This window comes from uncultured Jannaschia sp. (genome assembly GCF_947494025.1).
In the GTDB taxonomy this organism is placed as follows: domain Bacteria; phylum Pseudomonadota; class Alphaproteobacteria; order Rhodobacterales; family Rhodobacteraceae; genus Jannaschia.
The window spans coordinates 460,083-476,937 of record NZ_CANLTQ010000002.1 but is presented as its reverse complement, the minus strand read 5'-3'; the positions used below and the strand labels follow the sequence as shown (position 1 = coordinate 476,937).

General features: G+C 66.2%; 16 protein-coding genes. 9 read left to right on the top strand and 7 right to left on the bottom strand.

Annotation, left to right across the window (positions count from 1 at the left end):
- Nucleotides 1-186: 186 nt before the first annotated feature.
- From Q1B08_RS05995 to Q1B08_RS05970, 6 genes are all read left to right on the top strand, one after another.
- Nucleotides 187-1,206, top strand: a complete 1,020-nt coding sequence (locus tag Q1B08_RS05995; RefSeq protein WP_299816137.1) for an amino acid ABC transporter substrate-binding protein — start codon at nt 187-189, stop codon at nt 1,204-1,206.
- Nucleotides 1,207-1,350: 144 nt separating this feature from the next.
- Nucleotides 1,351-2,637, top strand: a complete 1,287-nt coding sequence (locus Q1B08_RS05990; protein WP_299816135.1) for an ABC transporter permease subunit — start codon at nt 1,351-1,353, stop codon at nt 2,635-2,637.
- A 1-nt stretch (nt 2,638) separates the two neighbouring features.
- Complete coding sequence (locus tag Q1B08_RS05985) at nt 2,639-3,937, top strand: amino acid ABC transporter permease (protein WP_299816133.1); 1,299 nt, start codon at nt 2,639-2,641, stop codon at nt 3,935-3,937.
- 10 nt (nt 3,938-3,947) lie between these two features.
- Nucleotides 3,948-4,733, top strand: coding sequence for an amino acid ABC transporter ATP-binding protein (locus tag Q1B08_RS05980; protein WP_299816131.1), 786 nt, complete (start codon nt 3,948-3,950; stop codon nt 4,731-4,733).
- A 226-nt stretch (nt 4,734-4,959) separates the two neighbouring features.
- Nucleotides 4,960-5,397: a universal stress protein gene (locus Q1B08_RS05975; RefSeq protein WP_299816129.1), complete on the top strand. Its 438-nt coding sequence runs from the start codon at nt 4,960-4,962 to the stop codon at nt 5,395-5,397.
- An 11-nt stretch (nt 5,398-5,408) separates the two neighbouring features.
- The gene (locus Q1B08_RS05970) at nt 5,409-6,968 is read left to right on the top strand and encodes an alanine/glycine:cation symporter family protein (protein ID WP_299816127.1); all 1,560 of its coding nucleotides are present in this window, start codon (nt 5,409-5,411) and stop codon (nt 6,966-6,968) included.
- Nucleotides 6,969-7,022: 54 nt separating this feature from the next.
- Here Q1B08_RS05970 and Q1B08_RS05965 read toward each other — a convergent pair whose 3' ends face one another.
- Entirely contained in the window at nt 7,023-7,595 is a 573-nt protein-coding gene (locus tag Q1B08_RS05965) for a DUF6151 family protein (RefSeq protein ID WP_299816125.1), read from the bottom strand.
- Complete coding sequence (gene phaZ, locus Q1B08_RS05960; RefSeq protein ID WP_299816123.1) at nt 7,595-8,914, bottom strand: polyhydroxyalkanoate depolymerase; 1,320 nt, start codon at nt 8,912-8,914, stop codon at nt 7,595-7,597. The genes Q1B08_RS05965 and phaZ overlap by 1 nt, the downstream gene beginning before the upstream one ends.
- 152 nt (nt 8,915-9,066) lie before the next feature.
- On the opposite strand from phaZ, the gene phaC reads away from it, so the two are divergent.
- The 3 genes from phaC (at nt 9,067) to phaR (ending at nt 12,209) form a co-directional block, all read left to right on the top strand.
- Entirely contained in the window at nt 9,067-10,869 is a 1,803-nt protein-coding gene (gene phaC, locus Q1B08_RS05955; RefSeq protein ID WP_299816121.1) for a class I poly(R)-hydroxyalkanoic acid synthase, read from the top strand.
- 206 nt (nt 10,870-11,075) lie between these two features.
- Entirely contained in the window at nt 11,076-11,525 is a 450-nt protein-coding gene (locus Q1B08_RS05950) for a Phasin (protein ID WP_299816367.1), read from the top strand.
- A gap of 117 nt (nt 11,526-11,642) precedes the next feature.
- Nucleotides 11,643-12,209, top strand: coding sequence for a polyhydroxyalkanoate synthesis repressor PhaR (gene phaR, locus Q1B08_RS05945; RefSeq protein WP_299816119.1), 567 nt, complete (start codon nt 11,643-11,645; stop codon nt 12,207-12,209).
- 9 nt (nt 12,210-12,218) lie between these two features.
- On the opposite strand, the gene Q1B08_RS05940 is transcribed toward phaR, so the two are convergent.
- From Q1B08_RS05940 to Q1B08_RS05920, 5 genes are all read right to left on the bottom strand, one after another.
- A complete protein-coding gene (locus tag Q1B08_RS05940) occupies nt 12,219-13,589 on the bottom strand; it encodes an aminotransferase (RefSeq protein WP_299816117.1) in 1,371 nt (456 codons plus the stop codon).
- A gap of 53 nt (nt 13,590-13,642) precedes the next feature.
- Nucleotides 13,643-14,080, bottom strand: a complete 438-nt coding sequence (gene dtd / locus Q1B08_RS05935) for a D-aminoacyl-tRNA deacylase (protein WP_299816115.1) — start codon at nt 14,078-14,080, stop codon at nt 13,643-13,645.
- Complete coding sequence (locus Q1B08_RS05930) at nt 14,077-14,964, bottom strand: carbohydrate kinase (protein ID WP_299816113.1); 888 nt, start codon at nt 14,962-14,964, stop codon at nt 14,077-14,079. The genes dtd and Q1B08_RS05930 overlap by 4 nt, the downstream gene beginning before the upstream one ends.
- Before the next feature lie 13 nt (nt 14,965-14,977).
- Entirely contained in the window at nt 14,978-16,060 is a 1,083-nt protein-coding gene (locus Q1B08_RS05925; protein WP_299816365.1) for a TFIIB-type zinc finger domain-containing protein, read from the bottom strand.
- A gap of 149 nt (nt 16,061-16,209) precedes the next feature.
- Nucleotides 16,210-16,833: a cytochrome B gene (locus Q1B08_RS05920; protein WP_299816111.1), complete on the bottom strand. Its 624-nt coding sequence runs from the start codon at nt 16,831-16,833 to the stop codon at nt 16,210-16,212.
- Between the last annotated feature and the right edge of the window lie 22 nt (nt 16,834-16,855).

Here is a 16,855-nt window from a genome sequence, read left to right as displayed (position 1 = left end):
AGACAGTTCCGCAGCGTCCGGCGATATGGCCCTGTGTATCTCCCTTGACCTTCCGGGTCCCATCTGGCCTTTTTCCCGTTAGTGAGGGGATCAAGCATCCTCACGTGAAAACGGGCCGACCCGAATATCACCAAGGGTGCGGCCCCGTCCGCGAGCGCGGACGGTTGAACAGGAAGAGGTACATTCATGAAGAAATCCGTCCTACTCGGCACCGTGGCCGCCGCCGGCTTCGCCGCCGCCGGGGCGTCCGCCGCGACGCTCGACGACGTACAGGACCGCGGGTCGTTGAACTGTGGCGTCAATACCGGCGTTCCGGGCTTCGCCGCACCGGACGCGAACGGCGAATGGCAGGGCTTCGACGTCGCGATCTGCCGGGCCGTCGCCGCCGCCGTGCTGGGCGATCCGAACGCGGTCAATTTCATTTCCACGACCGGCAAGACCCGCTTCACCGCGCTCGCCTCGGGCGAGGTGGACCTGCTGGCCCGGAACACGACTTGGACCTTTTCGCGCGACACCGACCTGAAGTTCGATTTCGTCGCCATCAACTACTACGACGGCCAGGGCTTCATCGTGCCGACGGCGCTCGGCGTGTCCTCGGCCGAGGAACTCGACGGCGCCACGATCTGCATCCAGACCGGCACCACGACCGAGTTGAACCTCGCGGACTACTTCCGCGTCAACAACATGTCCTATGAGCCGGTCCCGATCGAGAACGAGGCGGAAGCGCGGACCCAGTTCCTCGCCGGTGCTTGCGACGTCTACACGACCGACCGCTCGGCGCTGGCCTCCGTGCGCGTGACCTATCCGTCGCCTGACGATTACAAGCTCCTGCCCGAAGTGATCTCGAAGGAGCCGCTCGGACCGCTTGTGCGCCACGGCGACAGCGAGTGGGGCGACATCGTCCGGTGGACCTACTTCGCGCTCGTCGCGGCCGAGCAATACGGCGTCACCCAGGACAACGTGGCAGAGATGGCGACCGAGGCCGGCGACAATCCCGAGGTGAACCGGCTACTCGGCACCGAGGGCGAGCTCGGTGCGATGATCGGGCTCGAGAGCAGCTGGGCCGAAAACGCGATCGCGGCGGTCGGCAACTACGGCGAGATCTTTTCGCGCAATATCGGCGAGGAGAGCGCTGTCGGTCTGGAGCGGGGTCTGAACGCGCTCTACACCGAGGGCGGACTGCAATACGCGCCGCCGTTCCGGTAAGACAAGACGGGAGGGGGCGCGGATGGCCGTGCCCCCTTTGCCAGAACAATCTGCCACTGGCATGATCGGGTCCATCGCGGCCCGACGGACGAGAAGGCCGAAATGCGCCCCGTCCGATAAGCCGGCGGAACACGGGGAACGAACATGACGACACTGAGTGATCCGCCGCATGCGGACGGATTCAGGCTGAGCCTTCTCGTTCGCGACAAGCGCTACAGGTCCTATACGTTCCAGGCCATCGCGCTGATCGCCCTGTTCGTGTTTTTCGGCTGGCTTGCGAGCAACGCAATCCGCAACCCGGTGCTGCAACAGGCGGGCATCGATTTCGGCTTCCTCGCCGATCCGGCCGGCTACGACATCAATCAGCAACCGATTCCCTATACCAGCCAGTCGTCGCATCTGCGCGCCAGCTTCATCGGCGCCATCAACACGTTGATCGTGGCGTTTCTTGCCTGTGTAACCGCTACCGTCTTCGGCGTCTTCGCCGGCGTGCTGCGCCTGTCGAACAACTGGATCGTCGGGAAGCTGATGGCGCTCTACGTAGAGATGTTCCGCAACATCCCCGTCCTGATCTGGATCCTGATCATCTTCACGATCTCGGCGAACGTGCTTCCCCAACCGAGCGCCTTTCGCGGGGACGATCCGGAGGCGTCGCCGATCCTCGGGGTAGCGGCGCTGACGAACCGCGGCTTCTACCTGCCGCGTCCCTACTTTACGAACGGCATCGGCGCGGTGCCCGACGATGTTCCGGCCGATGGCGGCGCCCCGGTCGCCCAGGAGGTGGCCAGCATTGCGAACTGGCTGATCGTTCTGGCCGTCTTCGCCGCTTCGTTCCTTGCGGTACGGGGCGTGAATGCCTGGGCGACGAAACGGCAGAACGCGACCGGACGGCGGCCCTCGACGTTCTGGACCAACCTCGGGCTCTGGTTCGTGCCCATCATCCTCACGCTGCTGATCCTCGGTCTCAGGTGGGAGGTGCCCGAGTTGCGGGGGTTCAACTTCCAGGGCGGCATCTTGGCCCGGAACTCGCTCATCGCCCTCTGGTTCGCCCTATCGATCTATACCGGCGCTTTCATCGCCGAGAACGTTCGCGCGGGCATTCTCGCCATCAGCCGCGGGCAGACGGAGGCGGCCGCCGCCCTCGGCCTCAGGCCCGGCCGCGTCATGTCCCTCGTCGTCCTGCCGCAGGCGCTCCGGATCATCATCCCGCCTCTGATCTCGCAATACCTGAACATCACCAAGAACACGTCGCTGGCGATCGCTGTCGGCTACATGGACCTGACCGGCACGCTGGGCGGCATCACGCTGAACCAGACCGGCCGGGCGCTGGAATGCGTCCTGCTGCTGATGGCCTTCTACCTTGTCTTCAGCCTCGTCATCTCCGCCGTCATGAACGCATACAACGCGTCCGTCGCCCTGAAGGAGCGCTGAGATGAGCGACACCCACGCCGAGTCCGTCGCCTTTGTCCGTGAAAGCGTCATTCCGCCCGCGCCCCCGCCGGCCAAGGAGGCCGGTGCGATCCGGTGGATGCGGGAAAACCTGTTCGCGACCTGGTTCAATGCGATTCTGACGCTCGTCGCCCTTTACCTGATCTGGGTTCTGCTTTCGGGTGTCGTTCCCTGGATCGTCAACGGGACGTGGCAGGGCAGTTCCCTCGCGGAATGTCGCGAGATCCTGCAAGGCAACGGCGGCGGCTGTTTTGCCGTGCTCCGCGAACGGTGGCCGCAGCTCCTGTTCGGGTTCCAGTATCCGGACTACCTGCGCTGGCGTCCCGTTCTCGCGTTCTTCCTGCTTTTCGTGGCCGTGCCACCCGCGCTCTTCGTCATGTTCCTGCCACGCTGGACATTGATTGTGACCGCAATCTATCCGTTTCTCGCCTATTGGCTCATCTGGGGCGGCACGATCCTCACGCCGCTCTTCGCCGCTCTCGGCGTCGTCGCGGGCTACCTCGCCTTTTCGTTCACCGAACGACGCGGCTTCGTCCTCGGGCTTGCCGCCGGGGTCGTCACCGCGCTCGCGGTCTGGTGGATCGGGGGACTGCTCGCGGGCGAGTTCTCCCGCTTCCTCCGGCTCGAAGCGGTGGTGAGCCGTGCGATGGGGGGCTTCATGCTGAACCTCGTGCTCGGCATCGTCTGCGTCTCGCTATCGTTGCCCATCGGGATCCTGCTCGCGCTCGGGCGGCAGTCGAGCCTGCCGGTCGTGAAGGGCTTCTGCGTCGTTTTCATCGAGTTCGTCCGGGGCGTGCCGCTGATCACGCTGTTGTTCGTGGCGAACGTGGTTCTGGCCTTCTTCCTTCCGCCGGACGCCAACTTCGACCTCATCCTCCGCGTCATCATCATGATCACGCTCTTCGCCTCCGCCTATATCGCCGAGGTGATCCGGGGCGGGCTCGCCGCGCTGCCGAAAGGGCAATACGAGGCCGCCGACAGTCTGGGCCTCGACTACGCGCAGGCCATGCGTCTCATCATTCTGCCACAGGCGCTCAAAATCTCGATCCCCGGCATCGTCAACGTGGCGGTCGGGCTGTTCAAGGACACGACGCTCGTCTCGGTGATCTCGATGTTCGACCTCGTCGGCATGATCCGTGGCCCGATCCTCGCCTCGACCGCGTGGGCCGGCATCTACTGGGAGCTTTGGGCCGCGGCCTGCCTCATGTTCTTCGTCGTCTGCTACGGCATCTCGCAATATTCGCAGTGGCTCGAGCGCCAGCTGCAAACCGATCATCGCTAGGGAGGGTCATATGGCCATGACCGATACGGACACGGCAACGCCGCAGATGGAGATCTCCGACGAGGTCGCCATCGAGATCCGCAACATGAACAAGTGGTACGGCACGTTCCATGTCCTGCGCGATATCGACCTGACCGTTCACCGGGGGGAGCGGATCGTGATCTGCGGCCCGTCCGGTTCCGGCAAGTCGACGCTGATCCGCTGCATCAACGCCTTGGAGGAGCATCAGCGGGGCTCGATCGTCGTGGACGGCACGCCACTCTCGTCGGACCTCAAGAACATCGACAAGATCCGGTCCGAGGTCGGAATGTGCTTCCAGCACTTCAACCTCTTCCCGCACCTGACCATCCTCGAGAACTGCACGCTCGCGCCGATCTGGGTCCGCAAGATCCCGAAGCGCGAGGCCGAGAAGACGGCGATGTATTTCCTCGAGAAAGTGAAGATCCCGGACCAGGCGAACAAGTATCCCGGTCAGCTCTCCGGCGGGCAGCAGCAGCGGGTGGCCATCGCCCGCAGTCTCTGCATGCGGCCGCGCATCATGCTCTTCGACGAGCCGACCTCCGCGCTCGATCCCGAGATGATCAAGGAGGTGCTGGACACCATGATCCAGCTTGCCGAGGAGGGGATGACGATGCTCTGCGTCACGCATGAGATGGGCTTCGCACGGCAGGTGGCGAACCGCGTGATCTTCATGGATGACGGGCAGATCGTGGAGCAAAACGAGCCGGAGGCATTCTTCAAATCCCCCCGGAACGAGCGGACCAGGCTGTTCCTGAGCCAGATCCTCGGCCATTGAGCCGGCGCCGACCGGTATGACGGACATGCGCGAAAGGGAGGCACATTGCGCACCCGGTGGGCAAATATGCCGCGCGTTGCGTCGGAATGCAGTGTGAACCATCCATGACAGGCGCTTTTCGTTAACGTTTCTCCTACGCTCCCGCGGGGGCAGCGCCAACGACTGACCCGATGAGCCGGCCCCGTGGCGACGACCGCGCATCCGGCCGCAGCCGAGGAGACGGAGAATGACTGTCAAACTTGTCGTGGGCCTCGATGGCCAAGCGTCGGGCGAGAGGGCGCTGGCGCATGCCCAGCATCTCGCCGGCCTGATCGGCGATTGCGAGCTGTTCGTGATCTACGTGATCGAATGGTCGCCCTATTCCTTCCAGACCGCGGAGGAGAACGCGCAGCGCCATCGCCGGCGCGAGGAGGAGATCGCGACCGCGACCGAGCGGCTCGTCGATCCAGCCGTCGCAAAGCTGCGGACTTCGGGTCTGAAGGCGCGCGGGATCGTCCGCCACGGCGACGTGGCCGACACGCTCAACCGGATCGCCCGGGAGGAGGGCGCGGAGCAGATCATCGTTGCGCGCATGTCCGAGGGCGGTTTCGTGAGGCGCGTCTTCGGCTCCTCGACCTCCAACCTCGTCATGGGCGCCGTGGTGCCCGTGACCGTCGTCGCGTGAAGGGGATCGGAATGAAACATTCGCAGACATTTCTCGCAACCGGTGCCGCGACACTGCTCGCCGGCGCTGCGCGCGCGCAGGAAGAGGCGCTGAGCCTCGACGATCGCGTGAACGCGGTCTTCGCCGACGTGACCGGCCCATACGTCAGCTTCATCTTCATGCCGTTCCCGGGGACGGATTTTCCCTGGATCGTCATGTGGCTCGTCGTGGCGGCGACGATCTTCACCCTCTATTTCGGCTTCGTGCAGTTCCGCTTCTTCGGCCATGCCATCGCGCTGGTGAAGGGCGACTATTCGGATCCGAACGACGCGGGCGAGGTCAGCCACTTCCAGGCCCTTGCCACGGCGCTCTCGGGCACGGTGGGTTTGGGGAACATTGCGGGGGTCGCGGTCGCGGTCGGCATCGGCGGACCCGGCGCGACGTTCTGGATGATCGTCGCGGGCCTTCTCGGGATGGCCTCGAAATTCACTGAATGCACGCTCGGCGTGAAGTACCGTAACGAATACCCCGACGGCACCGTTTCCGGCGGTCCGATGTACTACATGCAGAAGGGCTTCGAAGAGCTCGGCCTGCCGGGTGGGCGCATCCTCGCGGTCCTTTTCGCGGTGTTCTGCATCTTCGGGGCGCTCGGCGGCGGCAACATGTTCCAGGCCAACCAGGCGCATGCGCAGATCGCGGGCATCGTCGGCGATTATCCCGGGATCATCACGGGGCTCGTCTTCGCGGCGGTGGTCTTCGCGGTCATCGTCGGTGGCATCAAGTCCATCGCCCACGTGACCGAGAAGATCGTGCCGTTCATGGGCCTTCTCTATGTCGGCGCCGCCGTGATCGTGCTGATCGCGAACTACGACATGATCGGGACGGCCTTCGGACAGATCTTCGCGGGGGCCTTCACCGGGCTCGGGGTCGCAGGCGGGCTCGTCGGCGCGCTGATCCAGGGGTTTCGGCGCGCGGCCTTCTCGAACGAGGCGGGCGTGGGCTCGGCGGCGATCGCGCACAGCGCGGTACGCACGAACGAGCCCATCACCGAAGGCTTCGTCTCCCTGCTCGAGCCGCTGATCGACACGGTCGTGATCTGCACGATGACAGCGCTCGTCATCACGATTTCCGGTCAGCTCATTACCGATCCGGAGACCGGGCGCTTCGTGCTCGACGAGGCGGGCACCGCGATCCGGACCGTGGGCGACACGTCGGGCGTGGCCTTGACCTCCGCGGCCTTCGGAACGGCGATCTGGTGGTTTCCCTACGTCCTCGCAGTCGCGGTCGTGCTTTTCGCCTTCTCCACGATGATCTCGTGGTCCTATTACGGGTTGAAAGCCTGGACCTACCTCTTTGGGGAAGGCCGGAAAACGGAGCTGACCTTCAAGGTGATCTTCTGCGTCTTCACGGTGATCGGCGCGGCGGCGAGCCTCGGGCCGGTGATCGACTTCTCGGACGCGATGATCTTCTCGATGGCGGTGGTGAATATCTTCGCGCTCTACTTCCTGATGAAGCTCGTGAAGCGAGAGCTCGAATCCTATTCGAGCCGGCTTCGCAGCGGCAAGATCCAGCGCTTCAAGGCAAAAGCCTGATACCCGGCGAGGCGAGGGTACGGAAAGGGCGCCCTCGCGGCGCCCTTTCCACGTTCAGCCGCGTAGCGCGGCGAGCGCGTCGGCCCGCTCTCGCCGGCTCAGCACTTCGGGTTCGCGGATCGGATTTCCGGCCGCATCGAAGAACGGCGTGTCCGTCCAGTCGCCCGAAAGGTTGCGCCCGATCACGCGCGCTCCGAGGCGGGTCGCGATGTGGAGGATGCCCTTGTGCCGGACCTTGCCGCCGCGCGTGCGGATGAACCCCTCGGCGCGGACCGGACCGATCGCCGCCGGGTCGTCCAGCCGGTCGGCGTTCATCCCGACATGGACGAGCCGCGGCCGCAGCGGCGTCACGAAAAGCGGTACGCTGCAGCAGGTCGCGTACCAACGCAGGGCGCCGCGCGGCGTGTGTCGAAATGCGCGTAGCCGATCCTGGCCCTCGGTGAGGCGGATGCAGTCCTGCGCCGTCTGCAATATGTCGACCACACCGGGATCGTCGTGCCCGAGCCATGTATAGGCCGACCGGCAATCGAGACAGTGACACAGGACGTGGCTGTACCCGGCGGACGTCGCGTCCGCGACTGTGCCGCGAAGCGTTCCGCAAGCGCAGCCGTAACCCAGTTCTGGCATCAGACCGCGATGCGCTCGCCATCCCCTTCGGGCGCCTGCGTCTCGACGCAGCGGAGGGCGGAGTTCCCCTTTCTCACCGGCGTCGGCCCCTCGGCGTTCGCGTCGATGAAGTCGAGCACGAGCGGGCGGATGTTCCGGCGCCAGGAGCCGCCCGCGAAGATGCCGTAATGGCCCGCATCCGGCTCCAGATGGCTGGCCTTCTTTTCGTCCGGCAGACCCGTGAGCAGGTCGAGGGCGGCGACGCACTGGCCGGGGGCGGAGATGTCGTCCTTGCCGCCTTCCACCGTTTTCACGGCGACGTCGGTGATCTTGCCGATATCGACGCGGTGTCCGTCCACGACGAAGCGGTTCTGCGCGATCTCAAGCCCCTTGAAGATACGCTCCACGGTCGAGAGGTAGAACTCCGCCGTCATATCCATCACCGCGAGGTATTCGTCGTAGAACCGGTTGTGCCGGTCGTGGTCGGAGGCCGTTCCGTTGGCGACCGCGATGATCTGGTCGCGCATGGCGCGGGCATGCGTCTCGAGATTCATCGAGATGAAGGAGCTGAGCTGCAGCAGCCCCGGATAAACCTTCCGCCCCACGCCTGCATGCTGGAAGCCGACCTGCTGGATCATGGAATGTTCCAGCTGCCCCATCGTGACGCGGCGGCCGAAATCGGTGACGTCGGTATCGGCCGCGTCGGGGTCGATCGGCCCGCCGATGAGGGTGAGCGTGCGCGGCTGCGCCTCCGGCTCCTGCTCGGCCAGAAGCGCCGTCGCGGCCAGCGTGAGCGGCGCGGGTTGACAGACGGCAATCACGTTCAGATCGGCGCCGAGATGTTTCATGAAGTCGACGAGGTAGAGGGTGTAATCCTCGATGTCGAACTTGCCGGCGGAGACAGGAATGTCGCGCGCGTTGTGCCAGTCCGTCACCCAGACATCCGCATCGGGCAGGAGCGAGACGACGGTGGAGCGCAGGAGCGTTGCGTAATGCCCCGACATCGGCGCGACGAGCAGGATGCGCCGGGCCATCTTCGGACGCCCGGACACCGAGAAGCGCAGCAGGTCCCCGAACGGCCGGCTCACCTCCACCTTCGGCTCGACGATCATGTCTTGCCCCTCGGCCGAGGAAAGGTGCGGGATATTCCAGTCCGGCTTGGCGATCATGCGGGCAAAGCTGCGCTCCGTCACCTGGCCCCAAGCGGCCAGAAGCTGGAAGGCCGGGTTCGGGACAAGGGCCGTTGCCGGAAAGCTGCCCATCGTGCGCGCCGTCGCGCCGAGCCACGCATTCGCGTTGCGGGCGGCTTCCATCATGTCATAGGCGGCCATGAACTGCATGAGGCAACTCCTCGTTGGTTTGGGAACGGGGCGCAGCAGGCCCTGTCTTATCCGGCCGCATAGGCTATGCTTGCGTCCGGGGAGATACTAGCAGTTGCAGCATGATGGGGGGAAAGCAAGTGACGAGCGGATCGGGCGATGGAAACGAAACGTTGCGTAATGGCGACCATCCGGGCGGGGAGGGCGCCGTCGCGCTGGAACGGCTGAACAAGAACCTTTTGCGGATCGACGGGCTGACGAAGCGTCTGGTGACCGCGCTCGCGTCGCGGCGGCGATCCGATCCGGGTCTCACGGGACCGGGGACGGAGCTCTACGCGAAGGCGATGGCGGCCTACTGGACGGAGATGGCGAACAATCCCGGCAAGCTGATCGAGCGGCAGGTCGGCTATTGGGGTCAGGCGCTGCGGCACGCGATCGAGGCGCAGACCGCGCTGACGAGCGGCAAACCCGTCCCCGCGTCCGACGACCAGCCGACGGACCGGCGCTTCGCCAATCCGCTGTGGCAGGAGCACCCCTATTACAACTTCCTCAAGCAGCAGTACCAGATCAGCGCGTCCGCCATCCGCGATACGGTGCGGGAGCTGGGCGGACTGGACGCGGCCGACAAGAAACGGGTCGAGTTCTTCAGCCAGCAGATCGTCGACCTGTTCGCGCCGACGAACTTCCTTGCCACCAACCCGGAGGCGATGCAGCGCGCGGTCGAGACCGAGGGCGAGAGCCTTGTGAAAGGGCTCGAGAACCTCGTGCGCGACATCGAGGCCAACCGGGGCGACTGGCTGGTCACGCTGTCGGATCCCGACGCCTTCAAGGTCGGCGGCAACATCGCGACGACGGAAGGCAGCGTCGTCTACCGCGACCGGCTCTTCGAGCTGATCCAGTACGCGCCCACGACGGAAAAGGTGCGCGCCACGCCGATCGTCCTGTTCCCGCCCTGGATCAACAAGTTCTACATCCTCGACCTCAAACCGCAGAACTCCCTCATCAAGTGGATCGTCGATCAGGGCTACACGCTCTTCGTCGTGAGCTGGGTCAATCCCGAGCACGAGCATGCCGACGTGACGCTGTCCGACTATGTCGAGGGCGGATTCCTCGAGGCGATGGAGACCGTCAAGACCATCACCGGAGAGTCGCAGGTCAACGCGGTCGGTTACTGCATCGCGGGCACGACGTTGTCGGCCACGCTTGCCCTTCTGGCCCGGCGGGGGGACCGGTCGGTCAAGTCCGCTACCTTTTTCACGACGCTGGCCGATTTCGAGGATCCGGGAGAGATGGGGGTGTTTCTCGACGAGGACTTCGTTTCCGGCATCGAACGGGAAAGCGCGGCGAAGGGCTATCTCGACAAGTTCTTCATGGGACGGACATTCAGCTACCTGCGCTCCAACGATCTGGTCTACGGCCCGGCAATCAAGTCCTACATGCTGGGCGAGGCGCCGCCGGCCTTCGACCTGCTGCATTGGAACGGCGACGGCACGAACCTGCCCGGCCCGATGGTGACCGAGTACCTGCGCCGTCTCTGTATCCGCAACGAACTCGCGACGACCGGCTTCGACCTTCTGGAGCAGAAGGGGCTGACGCTGGACGACATCGACGTTCCGCTCTGCGCCATCGCAGCCGAGACCGACCACATCGCGCATTGGCCCGGCGCGTGGCGCTCGCTTCAGAAGATGGGCTCGGAGAACAAGACCTTCATCCTGTCGCAATCCGGGCATATCGCCGGCATCGTGAACCCGCCCTCCAAGAAGAAGTACGGGCATTACGTGAACGGATCCGATGCGGAAAGCCCGGAGGACTGGCTTGCGGCGGCCGCGTTCAACGAAGGGTCGTGGTGGCCGCGATGGGAAACGTGGCTGCGCCCGCGATCCGGCGAAGAGGTGGCGGCGCGGGCGCCGGGCGGCAACGGCTACGACCCGATCGAGCCCGCGCCCGGCAGCTACGTGTTGCCGAGGGCGAGCTAGGGCGGGTGCTTCGCCGCGACGCCGGTTCTTTCAATCCTGTAAGGCCGTTCCCGCGTCCCGTCGGGCTATCCGATATGCTGCAACGCAGAATAATGGTTGAATTGCCGCGCTGCAGCATGTATGTCTTCCTCAGCCGCCGAGGAACCGGCCCGATGGTCGGGTCTGCCCGGCCCGGCCCCGACATACGAGACGGAGAGACCGACATGATGACCAAGAGCCAAGACTTCACGAAGTACATGACCGACATGATGGGCCAGTTCCCCGTCGATACCTCGGCCATGACCGAAGCCTTCAAGACGCAGGCCGCCTTTGGCGAGCGGATGTCGAAGATCGTGCTTGGTGCCGCCGAGCAATCGGCCGAGATCGGCCATAAGTGGACCCGTGAGACGCTTTCGAAGATGGGTCCGATGGCCGAGCTGAAGGAAGACCCTTCGGATTACGCCAAGGCGATGACCGACTTCGCCTCCGCTTCCGCCGAAGTTGCCGCTGAGAACATGGCCGCCTACGCCGAGGTCGCCAAAAAGGTTCAGATGGACACGGTCGAGCTGATGATGGCCGCCGGCAAGGAGGCGCAGGAAGACGCCACCGCCGCTGTCAAGAAGGCCACCTCCGAGGCGGCCACGGCCACCAAGAAGGCCCCGGCGCCCGCCAAGTAAGGCCAGCTTCGTCTTTCGATCGGGGGCGGAACACCGGACGGGTGTTCCGCCCTTTTCGTTTGCGCTTTCCCGTATGCCCGTTACGGTTTGATCCGTTGCAACCGATGGGGGCCGGACATGTTGGACGAAACCAAGCCGCTCTTGATCAAGCGCTATGCGAGCCGTCGGCTCTACAACACCGAGACCAGCGACTACGTCACCCTGGAAGATATCGCCGGGTTCATCCGCGCGGGACGGGAGGTCAAGATCGTCGACCTGAAGTCCGGCGACGACCTCACGCGATCCTATCTGCTGCAGATCATCGCCGAACACGAATCCCGGGGCGAGAGCGTCCTGCCGCTGAACGTGCTGACCGATCTCGTGCGCTCCTACACGGGCACAACGCAATCCGTCGTGCCGGACTTTCTCGCCATGAGTTTCGAGATGTTGCGCTCGGGCCAGTCCAAGATGGTCGAGAACATGGGCGTGATGAATCCGATGGGGCAGATGCCCGGCTTCAAGGCCATGCGCGATCAGCAGGCCGCGTTCTTCAAGGCGATGGCCGGCGGCTGGACCGCGCCGCCCGACAGCTCGACCGAGGCGTCCGAACCCGGACCGGCCGAGCCGCAACCGCGCGAGGAGCTCGACGCGATCCGCGCGCAGCTTGCGGAGATGCAGGAGATGCTCTCCAAGCTCAACAAGTAGCGCCCCAGATCAGGCGACCTCGGCGAAGACTGCGTCGAGCGAGGTGGAGAGCTTGTCGAACATCTCGTCCATCTGCGCGTCGGTCATCACGAAGGGCGGGCAGAGCACGACGGACTGACCGAGCGGACGACAGATCAGGCCGTGATCGGTGCAGGTGTTCGCGATCTGCTCGGACACGGACAGCTCACTCCCGAAGGGCTCCTTCGTCGCCTTGTCGCGCACCGCCTCGAGCGCGCCCATGAGGCCCCGACCGCGCCACTCGCCGATATGTTCATGCGCCGCGAGCTTCGCAAGGCCGGCCTCGAAGCGGGGGATCAGGCGCCGCACGTTGTCGAGCAGTCCGCCGTTCAGCACGAGGTCGATCGCCGCCAGCGCCACGGCGCAGCCGACCGGATGGCCCGAGGCGGTGAAGCCGTGCGGGAACTCCTCGATGACGCGCACCGCCCGGTCGAGCCGGTCCGACAGTTCCGGACCGAGGATCACGGCACCCATCGGGAAGTAGCCCGCGGTCAGCGCCTTCGATGAGATGATCGCGTCCGGCACGAAGCCGTAGCTCTCGCACCCCCAGACCTCGCCCGTGCGGCCGAAGCCGGTAATCACCTCGTCCGCGATCACCGGAATGCCGTGGCGGCGCAGCACCGGGAGCATCGCGTCGAAATAGCCCTCGACCGGCGGGATCACTCCGCCTGCGCCCTGCACCGGTTCCGCGAAGAAGCCGGCGATGGTCTCCGCCCCTTCGCGCGCGATCGTCTCCTCGAGCTCGGCGACGAGTCGGGCGAGGAAGTCGGCCTCGCTCTCCTCCGGCCGCCCCTCGCGCCAGTGATGCGGGCAGGTCAGGTGGATGAAGCCGGGCAGGGGCAGGCCGAAGACCGCGTTGTAGGGCTTTCCCGTCATGGAGGCAGAGACGACCGTGACCCCGTGATAGGCATTGCCGCGCGTCAGGATCTTGCGTGCTTGCGGCCGCCCCTCGGCGGCATGGAGGAACCACAGCATCTTGACCATCGTGTCGTTCGCCTCGGACCCGGAATTGGTGTAGAACACCTTTCCAGTCTCGAAGGGGGAAACCTCGACCAGCCGCTCCGACAGCATCACCGCCTGGTCCGACATCCGCCCGAAGAAGGCGTGGTAGCCGGGGAAACGCGCATACTGCTCCTGCGCCGCGCGGGTCAGTTCCGGGTGGTCGAAACCCGCGACCATGTTCCAGAGTCCGGAATTGGCGTCGAGGTAGCGCCGCCCCTCGGTATCGACGACGTAGGGCCCCTCGCCGTGGGTCAGCACGACCGTGCCGCGCGCTTCGATCGAGGGGAGGTCGGTGAAACCGAAGAAGCTGGACGCCTTGGCGCGGGCATCCCAGGAATCGGGCAGGGCGGTATCGGGCATGACGGACCTCGTATGGACGCCGTCTTGCTACGCCGGCAGGCGCGGCGCGTCCATCAGCGTTCCAACGGGATCGTCACCGGCCCGTCATTGATCAGATGCACCGCCATATCCGCGCCGAAGCGGCCGGTCTCGGCGGGCACGCCCCCCGCCCGGAGCGCGGCGACGAAGTGTTCGTAAAGCCGTTCGCCCGTCTCCGGCGGCGCTGCGGCAGCGAAACCCGGACGATTGCCGCGCGACGTGTCGGCGGCCAGCGTGAACTGGCTGACGACGAGCGCCGCGCCTTGCGTGTCCAGGATGGAGCGGTTCATTCGCCCGCTGTCGTCGCGGAACACGCGCAGCTTCGCGATCCGCGCCGCAAGCGCCTCCGCGTTCGCCTCCGTGTCGCCTCCCATCGCGCAGACGAGGATCATGAGCCCCCGGCCACAGCGGCCGACGACCTCGCCGTCGATCTCGACCCGGGCCTCCGCGACGCGCTGGACGACGGCCTTCATGCCCCGAGCTCGTCCCGCCGCGGCGGGTTGGCGCCGGCACGACTCACGGTGACGGTCGCCGCGGCGACGCCGAGCTCCAGCGCGGCGCGCAGCGCGGCCTCGGGCGGCGTGCCGGTGACGAGCGCGCCGGCGTCGTGCAGCCCGGCCATGAACCCCGCGTTGAACGTGTCGCCCGCGCCCACCGTATCCACCACCTCGACCCGGCGGGCCGGCACCGCGATCTCCCCCTCCGTCGTGATCGCGCGCACGCCGCGTTCGCCCTCGGTCAGGCAGAGCACCTTTGGCCCCCGCGCAAGCACCTCCGTCGCATCCATGCCGAGCCAGCGCATGTCCTCGTCCGAGAGCTTCACGATGTCGGCCACGGCGAGGAGCTGGTCGAGCCGGGCGCGGAACGCCGCCTCGTCGCGGGCGAAGCCCGGACGGATGTTCGGGTCGATCATGATCGGCAGTTCCCGGTGCGCGAGCGCCAGCGCCTCGTAGGCTTTCGCGCAAGGCTCCACGGCCAGCGAGATGCCCCCGAGGAACAGCGCCTCGACCCCGTTCATGTCGGGCGCGTCGGCGGGGGCCAGCATCCGCCCCGCCGTGCCCTCGTCGTAGAAGGCGTATTCGGCATGCCCGTCGGTCAGCGTCACGAAGGCGAGCGTGGTCGGACGGTCCGAGATCGCCGCGCGATTCTCCACCCCCGAAGCCGCGAGGGCGTCGGCGAGGCGGGCTCCGAACAGGTCCGAGGACAGCCCGCAATGGAACGCCACCGGCGCGCCGAGCCGGCCGAGCGCGATCGCCGTGTTGAACACCGCGCCGCCGGTGGCCGGATAGAAGCCCGGCCCGTCGGCCGTCTCGCGCGGCAGCATGTCGATCAGGGCTTCGCCCGCGCACAGGATCATCGCGCATCTCCGGTCATTGCGTCTGGCTGACGATGAAGCCCGCGATGGCGGCGAGGATCAAGCCGAGGATCACCGCGATCGCGATCTTGATCGCCGAATAGGGCCGTTCGCCCTGCACGCGGCCGGTCTGGCCGTTGACGACGAAGCGGAAGGTCTCGCCGCGATACTTGTAAGCCGCGATCCAGACCGGCAGCAGGACATGCTTGAAGGTCACGTCGGAGATGGCCGTGTCAAGCGAGGTAATGCGTTGCTGGTCGCCGCCGATATCCATCCGCACGTCGCGGGCGATCACCGCGTCCATCCGCACCCGTGCCTCGCGGAACCCCTTCTCGAGCTCCACCTGATAGGCCTCGGCCCGGAAGCCCGCGAGAAATTGCGGCGCATAGGGGGAAAGCCCCGACAGGTCCCACGGTTCGAGCGCGTCGGTATGGCTTTTCGGCAGGGATTTCGACGCCAGCACCACCACGTCGTCGAAGAACCGCCGGACCCGGCCCCGGCGCGGCGTCCAGCGGATCTTGGGCACCTGCACCACGACGGGCTTGCCGTCGCGCATCACGGTGCGGCGGACGAAGTAGGTGTCGCCGCGCTGGCCGGAATAGGCCGTCTCGGTCTGCGCGTCGAAGGTCCAGAAGGGCACATAGATGCCGGACATCTTCCGGCCCTTGCGGGCGTAGCGCCGCAGCCCGTTCGGCGCGAACCAGAGCGAGCCGAGCCATCGGTTCATCGCCTCGTGCGCCTGCGGCTCCTCCAGCGCGAAGGGCAGGACGGCGCCGGGTTTGATATGCCGGTTCACGCCCGTCCCGGTCACGACCGGCGTGGCGCAGAACGGGCATTCGGCGGCGTGGAAGTCCGGGTCGAACTCGACCTGCGCGCCGCAATTCGGGCAATCGAGGACGCGCGTCTCCTCCTGCTCGGCGCCGCCGGCGTCGTCCCGCAGCCCTTCGCGGATGTCGATCTCCCGGATCGGGGCGCGGGCGGGCGCGACGTCGACGCTGTTGCCGCAATGGTCGCAGACCATGCGCCCGGCGGCCGGCTCGAAGCGCATGTCGCCGCCGCAATTCTCGCAGGGAAAGCGGTGATCCTCGGTCTTCGGGATCTCGCGCGGTCGCTCCGGATCGCGGCGGGGGACGACGGGAACCTTCACGGCGCCGGTCGGCCGGAAACGCGCATCGTCGCGCAAGTCGGTGTCTCGGGCAGGGCCATCGGCCTCTCTCTGCCGCTCCGGGGCGGCCTTGGCAAGCGAGCTCAAAGAAAGCGATGAAGCACTTTCGGAGCCATGATGCGCAGCGCGTTGTCCCGCAGGCGGACATGCCGCCACACGTGGAACGCGGCGTGGAGGACGACGAGCGCACCGAGCGCGTAGAATTCGACCCGATGCAGGAGGCCCATCACGTCGTTCGCCCGCGCGAGCCCGAGCGGCGGCGCGATGGGCAGCCAGCCGCCGGCCAGCAGCAGGCGCTCCGAGGTCAGGCCAAGAAGGAACCCGCCCACCGGGACGAGGAACAGGAGCCAAACAAGCGTCTTGTGCAGGCGGCGGTGGAACGTCCGGAGGTGCGACGGAAGCTTCGGCCCGGGCCGTCCCGCGAGGCCGCGCGCGAAATAGTCTCCCGACCACAGAAGTGCCAGCGCCACGAAGACGAGCGCGATGTCGGAATTTATCGCTGCGCCCTTCGGCCCGAACAGGCCCCGCACGAAATCTGGCGTGGCGATCATGAACCAGCCGGTCAGCGGGATCATCGCCCCGTGCAGCGCCTTCAGATACGTGCGCCGGGCAGGCAGCAACCGGCGAACCGCGTCCACGCGTGGCCGGGGGATCGCCGGCCGGCGCGGCGCGGGGCGGAGGGCAGGGAGGCCGGACGTGTCGCTCATGGTCCCAGACACGGCGACGGGT

What these genes read in the sequence shown, in the direction of transcription:
- Q1B08_RS05990 (WP_299816135.1), top strand. Translation starts at nt 1,351, where the DNA reads ATGACGACACTGAGTGATCCGCCGCATGCGGACGGATTCAGGCTGAGC.
- phaR (WP_299816119.1), top strand. Translation starts at nt 11,643, where the DNA reads ATGTTGGACGAAACCAAGCCGCTCTTGATCAAGCGCTATGCGAGCCGT.
- Q1B08_RS05930 (WP_299816113.1), bottom strand. Translation starts at nt 14,964, where the DNA reads ATGATCCTGTGCGCGGGCGAAGCCCTGATCGACATGCTGCCGCGCGAG.
- Q1B08_RS05965 (WP_299816125.1), bottom strand. Translation starts at nt 7,595, where the DNA reads ATGCCAGAACTGGGTTACGGCTGCGCTTGCGGAACGCTTCGCGGCACA.
- Q1B08_RS05995 (WP_299816137.1), top strand. Translation starts at nt 187, where the DNA reads ATGAAGAAATCCGTCCTACTCGGCACCGTGGCCGCCGCCGGCTTCGCC.
- Q1B08_RS05975 (WP_299816129.1), top strand. Translation starts at nt 4,960, where the DNA reads ATGACTGTCAAACTTGTCGTGGGCCTCGATGGCCAAGCGTCGGGCGAG.
- Q1B08_RS05980 (WP_299816131.1), top strand. Translation starts at nt 3,948, where the DNA reads ATGGCCATGACCGATACGGACACGGCAACGCCGCAGATGGAGATCTCC.
- Q1B08_RS05940 (WP_299816117.1), bottom strand. Translation starts at nt 13,589, where the DNA reads ATGCCCGATACCGCCCTGCCCGATTCCTGGGATGCCCGCGCCAAGGCG.
- Q1B08_RS05985 (WP_299816133.1), top strand. Translation starts at nt 2,639, where the DNA reads ATGAGCGACACCCACGCCGAGTCCGTCGCCTTTGTCCGTGAAAGCGTC.
- Q1B08_RS05950 (WP_299816367.1), top strand. Translation starts at nt 11,076, where the DNA reads ATGACCAAGAGCCAAGACTTCACGAAGTACATGACCGACATGATGGGC.
- Q1B08_RS05970 (WP_299816127.1), top strand. Translation starts at nt 5,409, where the DNA reads ATGAAACATTCGCAGACATTTCTCGCAACCGGTGCCGCGACACTGCTC.
- phaZ (WP_299816123.1), bottom strand. Translation starts at nt 8,914, where the DNA reads ATGCAGTTCATGGCCGCCTATGACATGATGGAAGCCGCCCGCAACGCG.
- Q1B08_RS05920 (WP_299816111.1), bottom strand. Translation starts at nt 16,833, where the DNA reads ATGAGCGACACGTCCGGCCTCCCTGCCCTCCGCCCCGCGCCGCGCCGG.
- dtd (WP_299816115.1), bottom strand. Translation starts at nt 14,080, where the DNA reads ATGAAGGCCGTCGTCCAGCGCGTCGCGGAGGCCCGGGTCGAGATCGAC.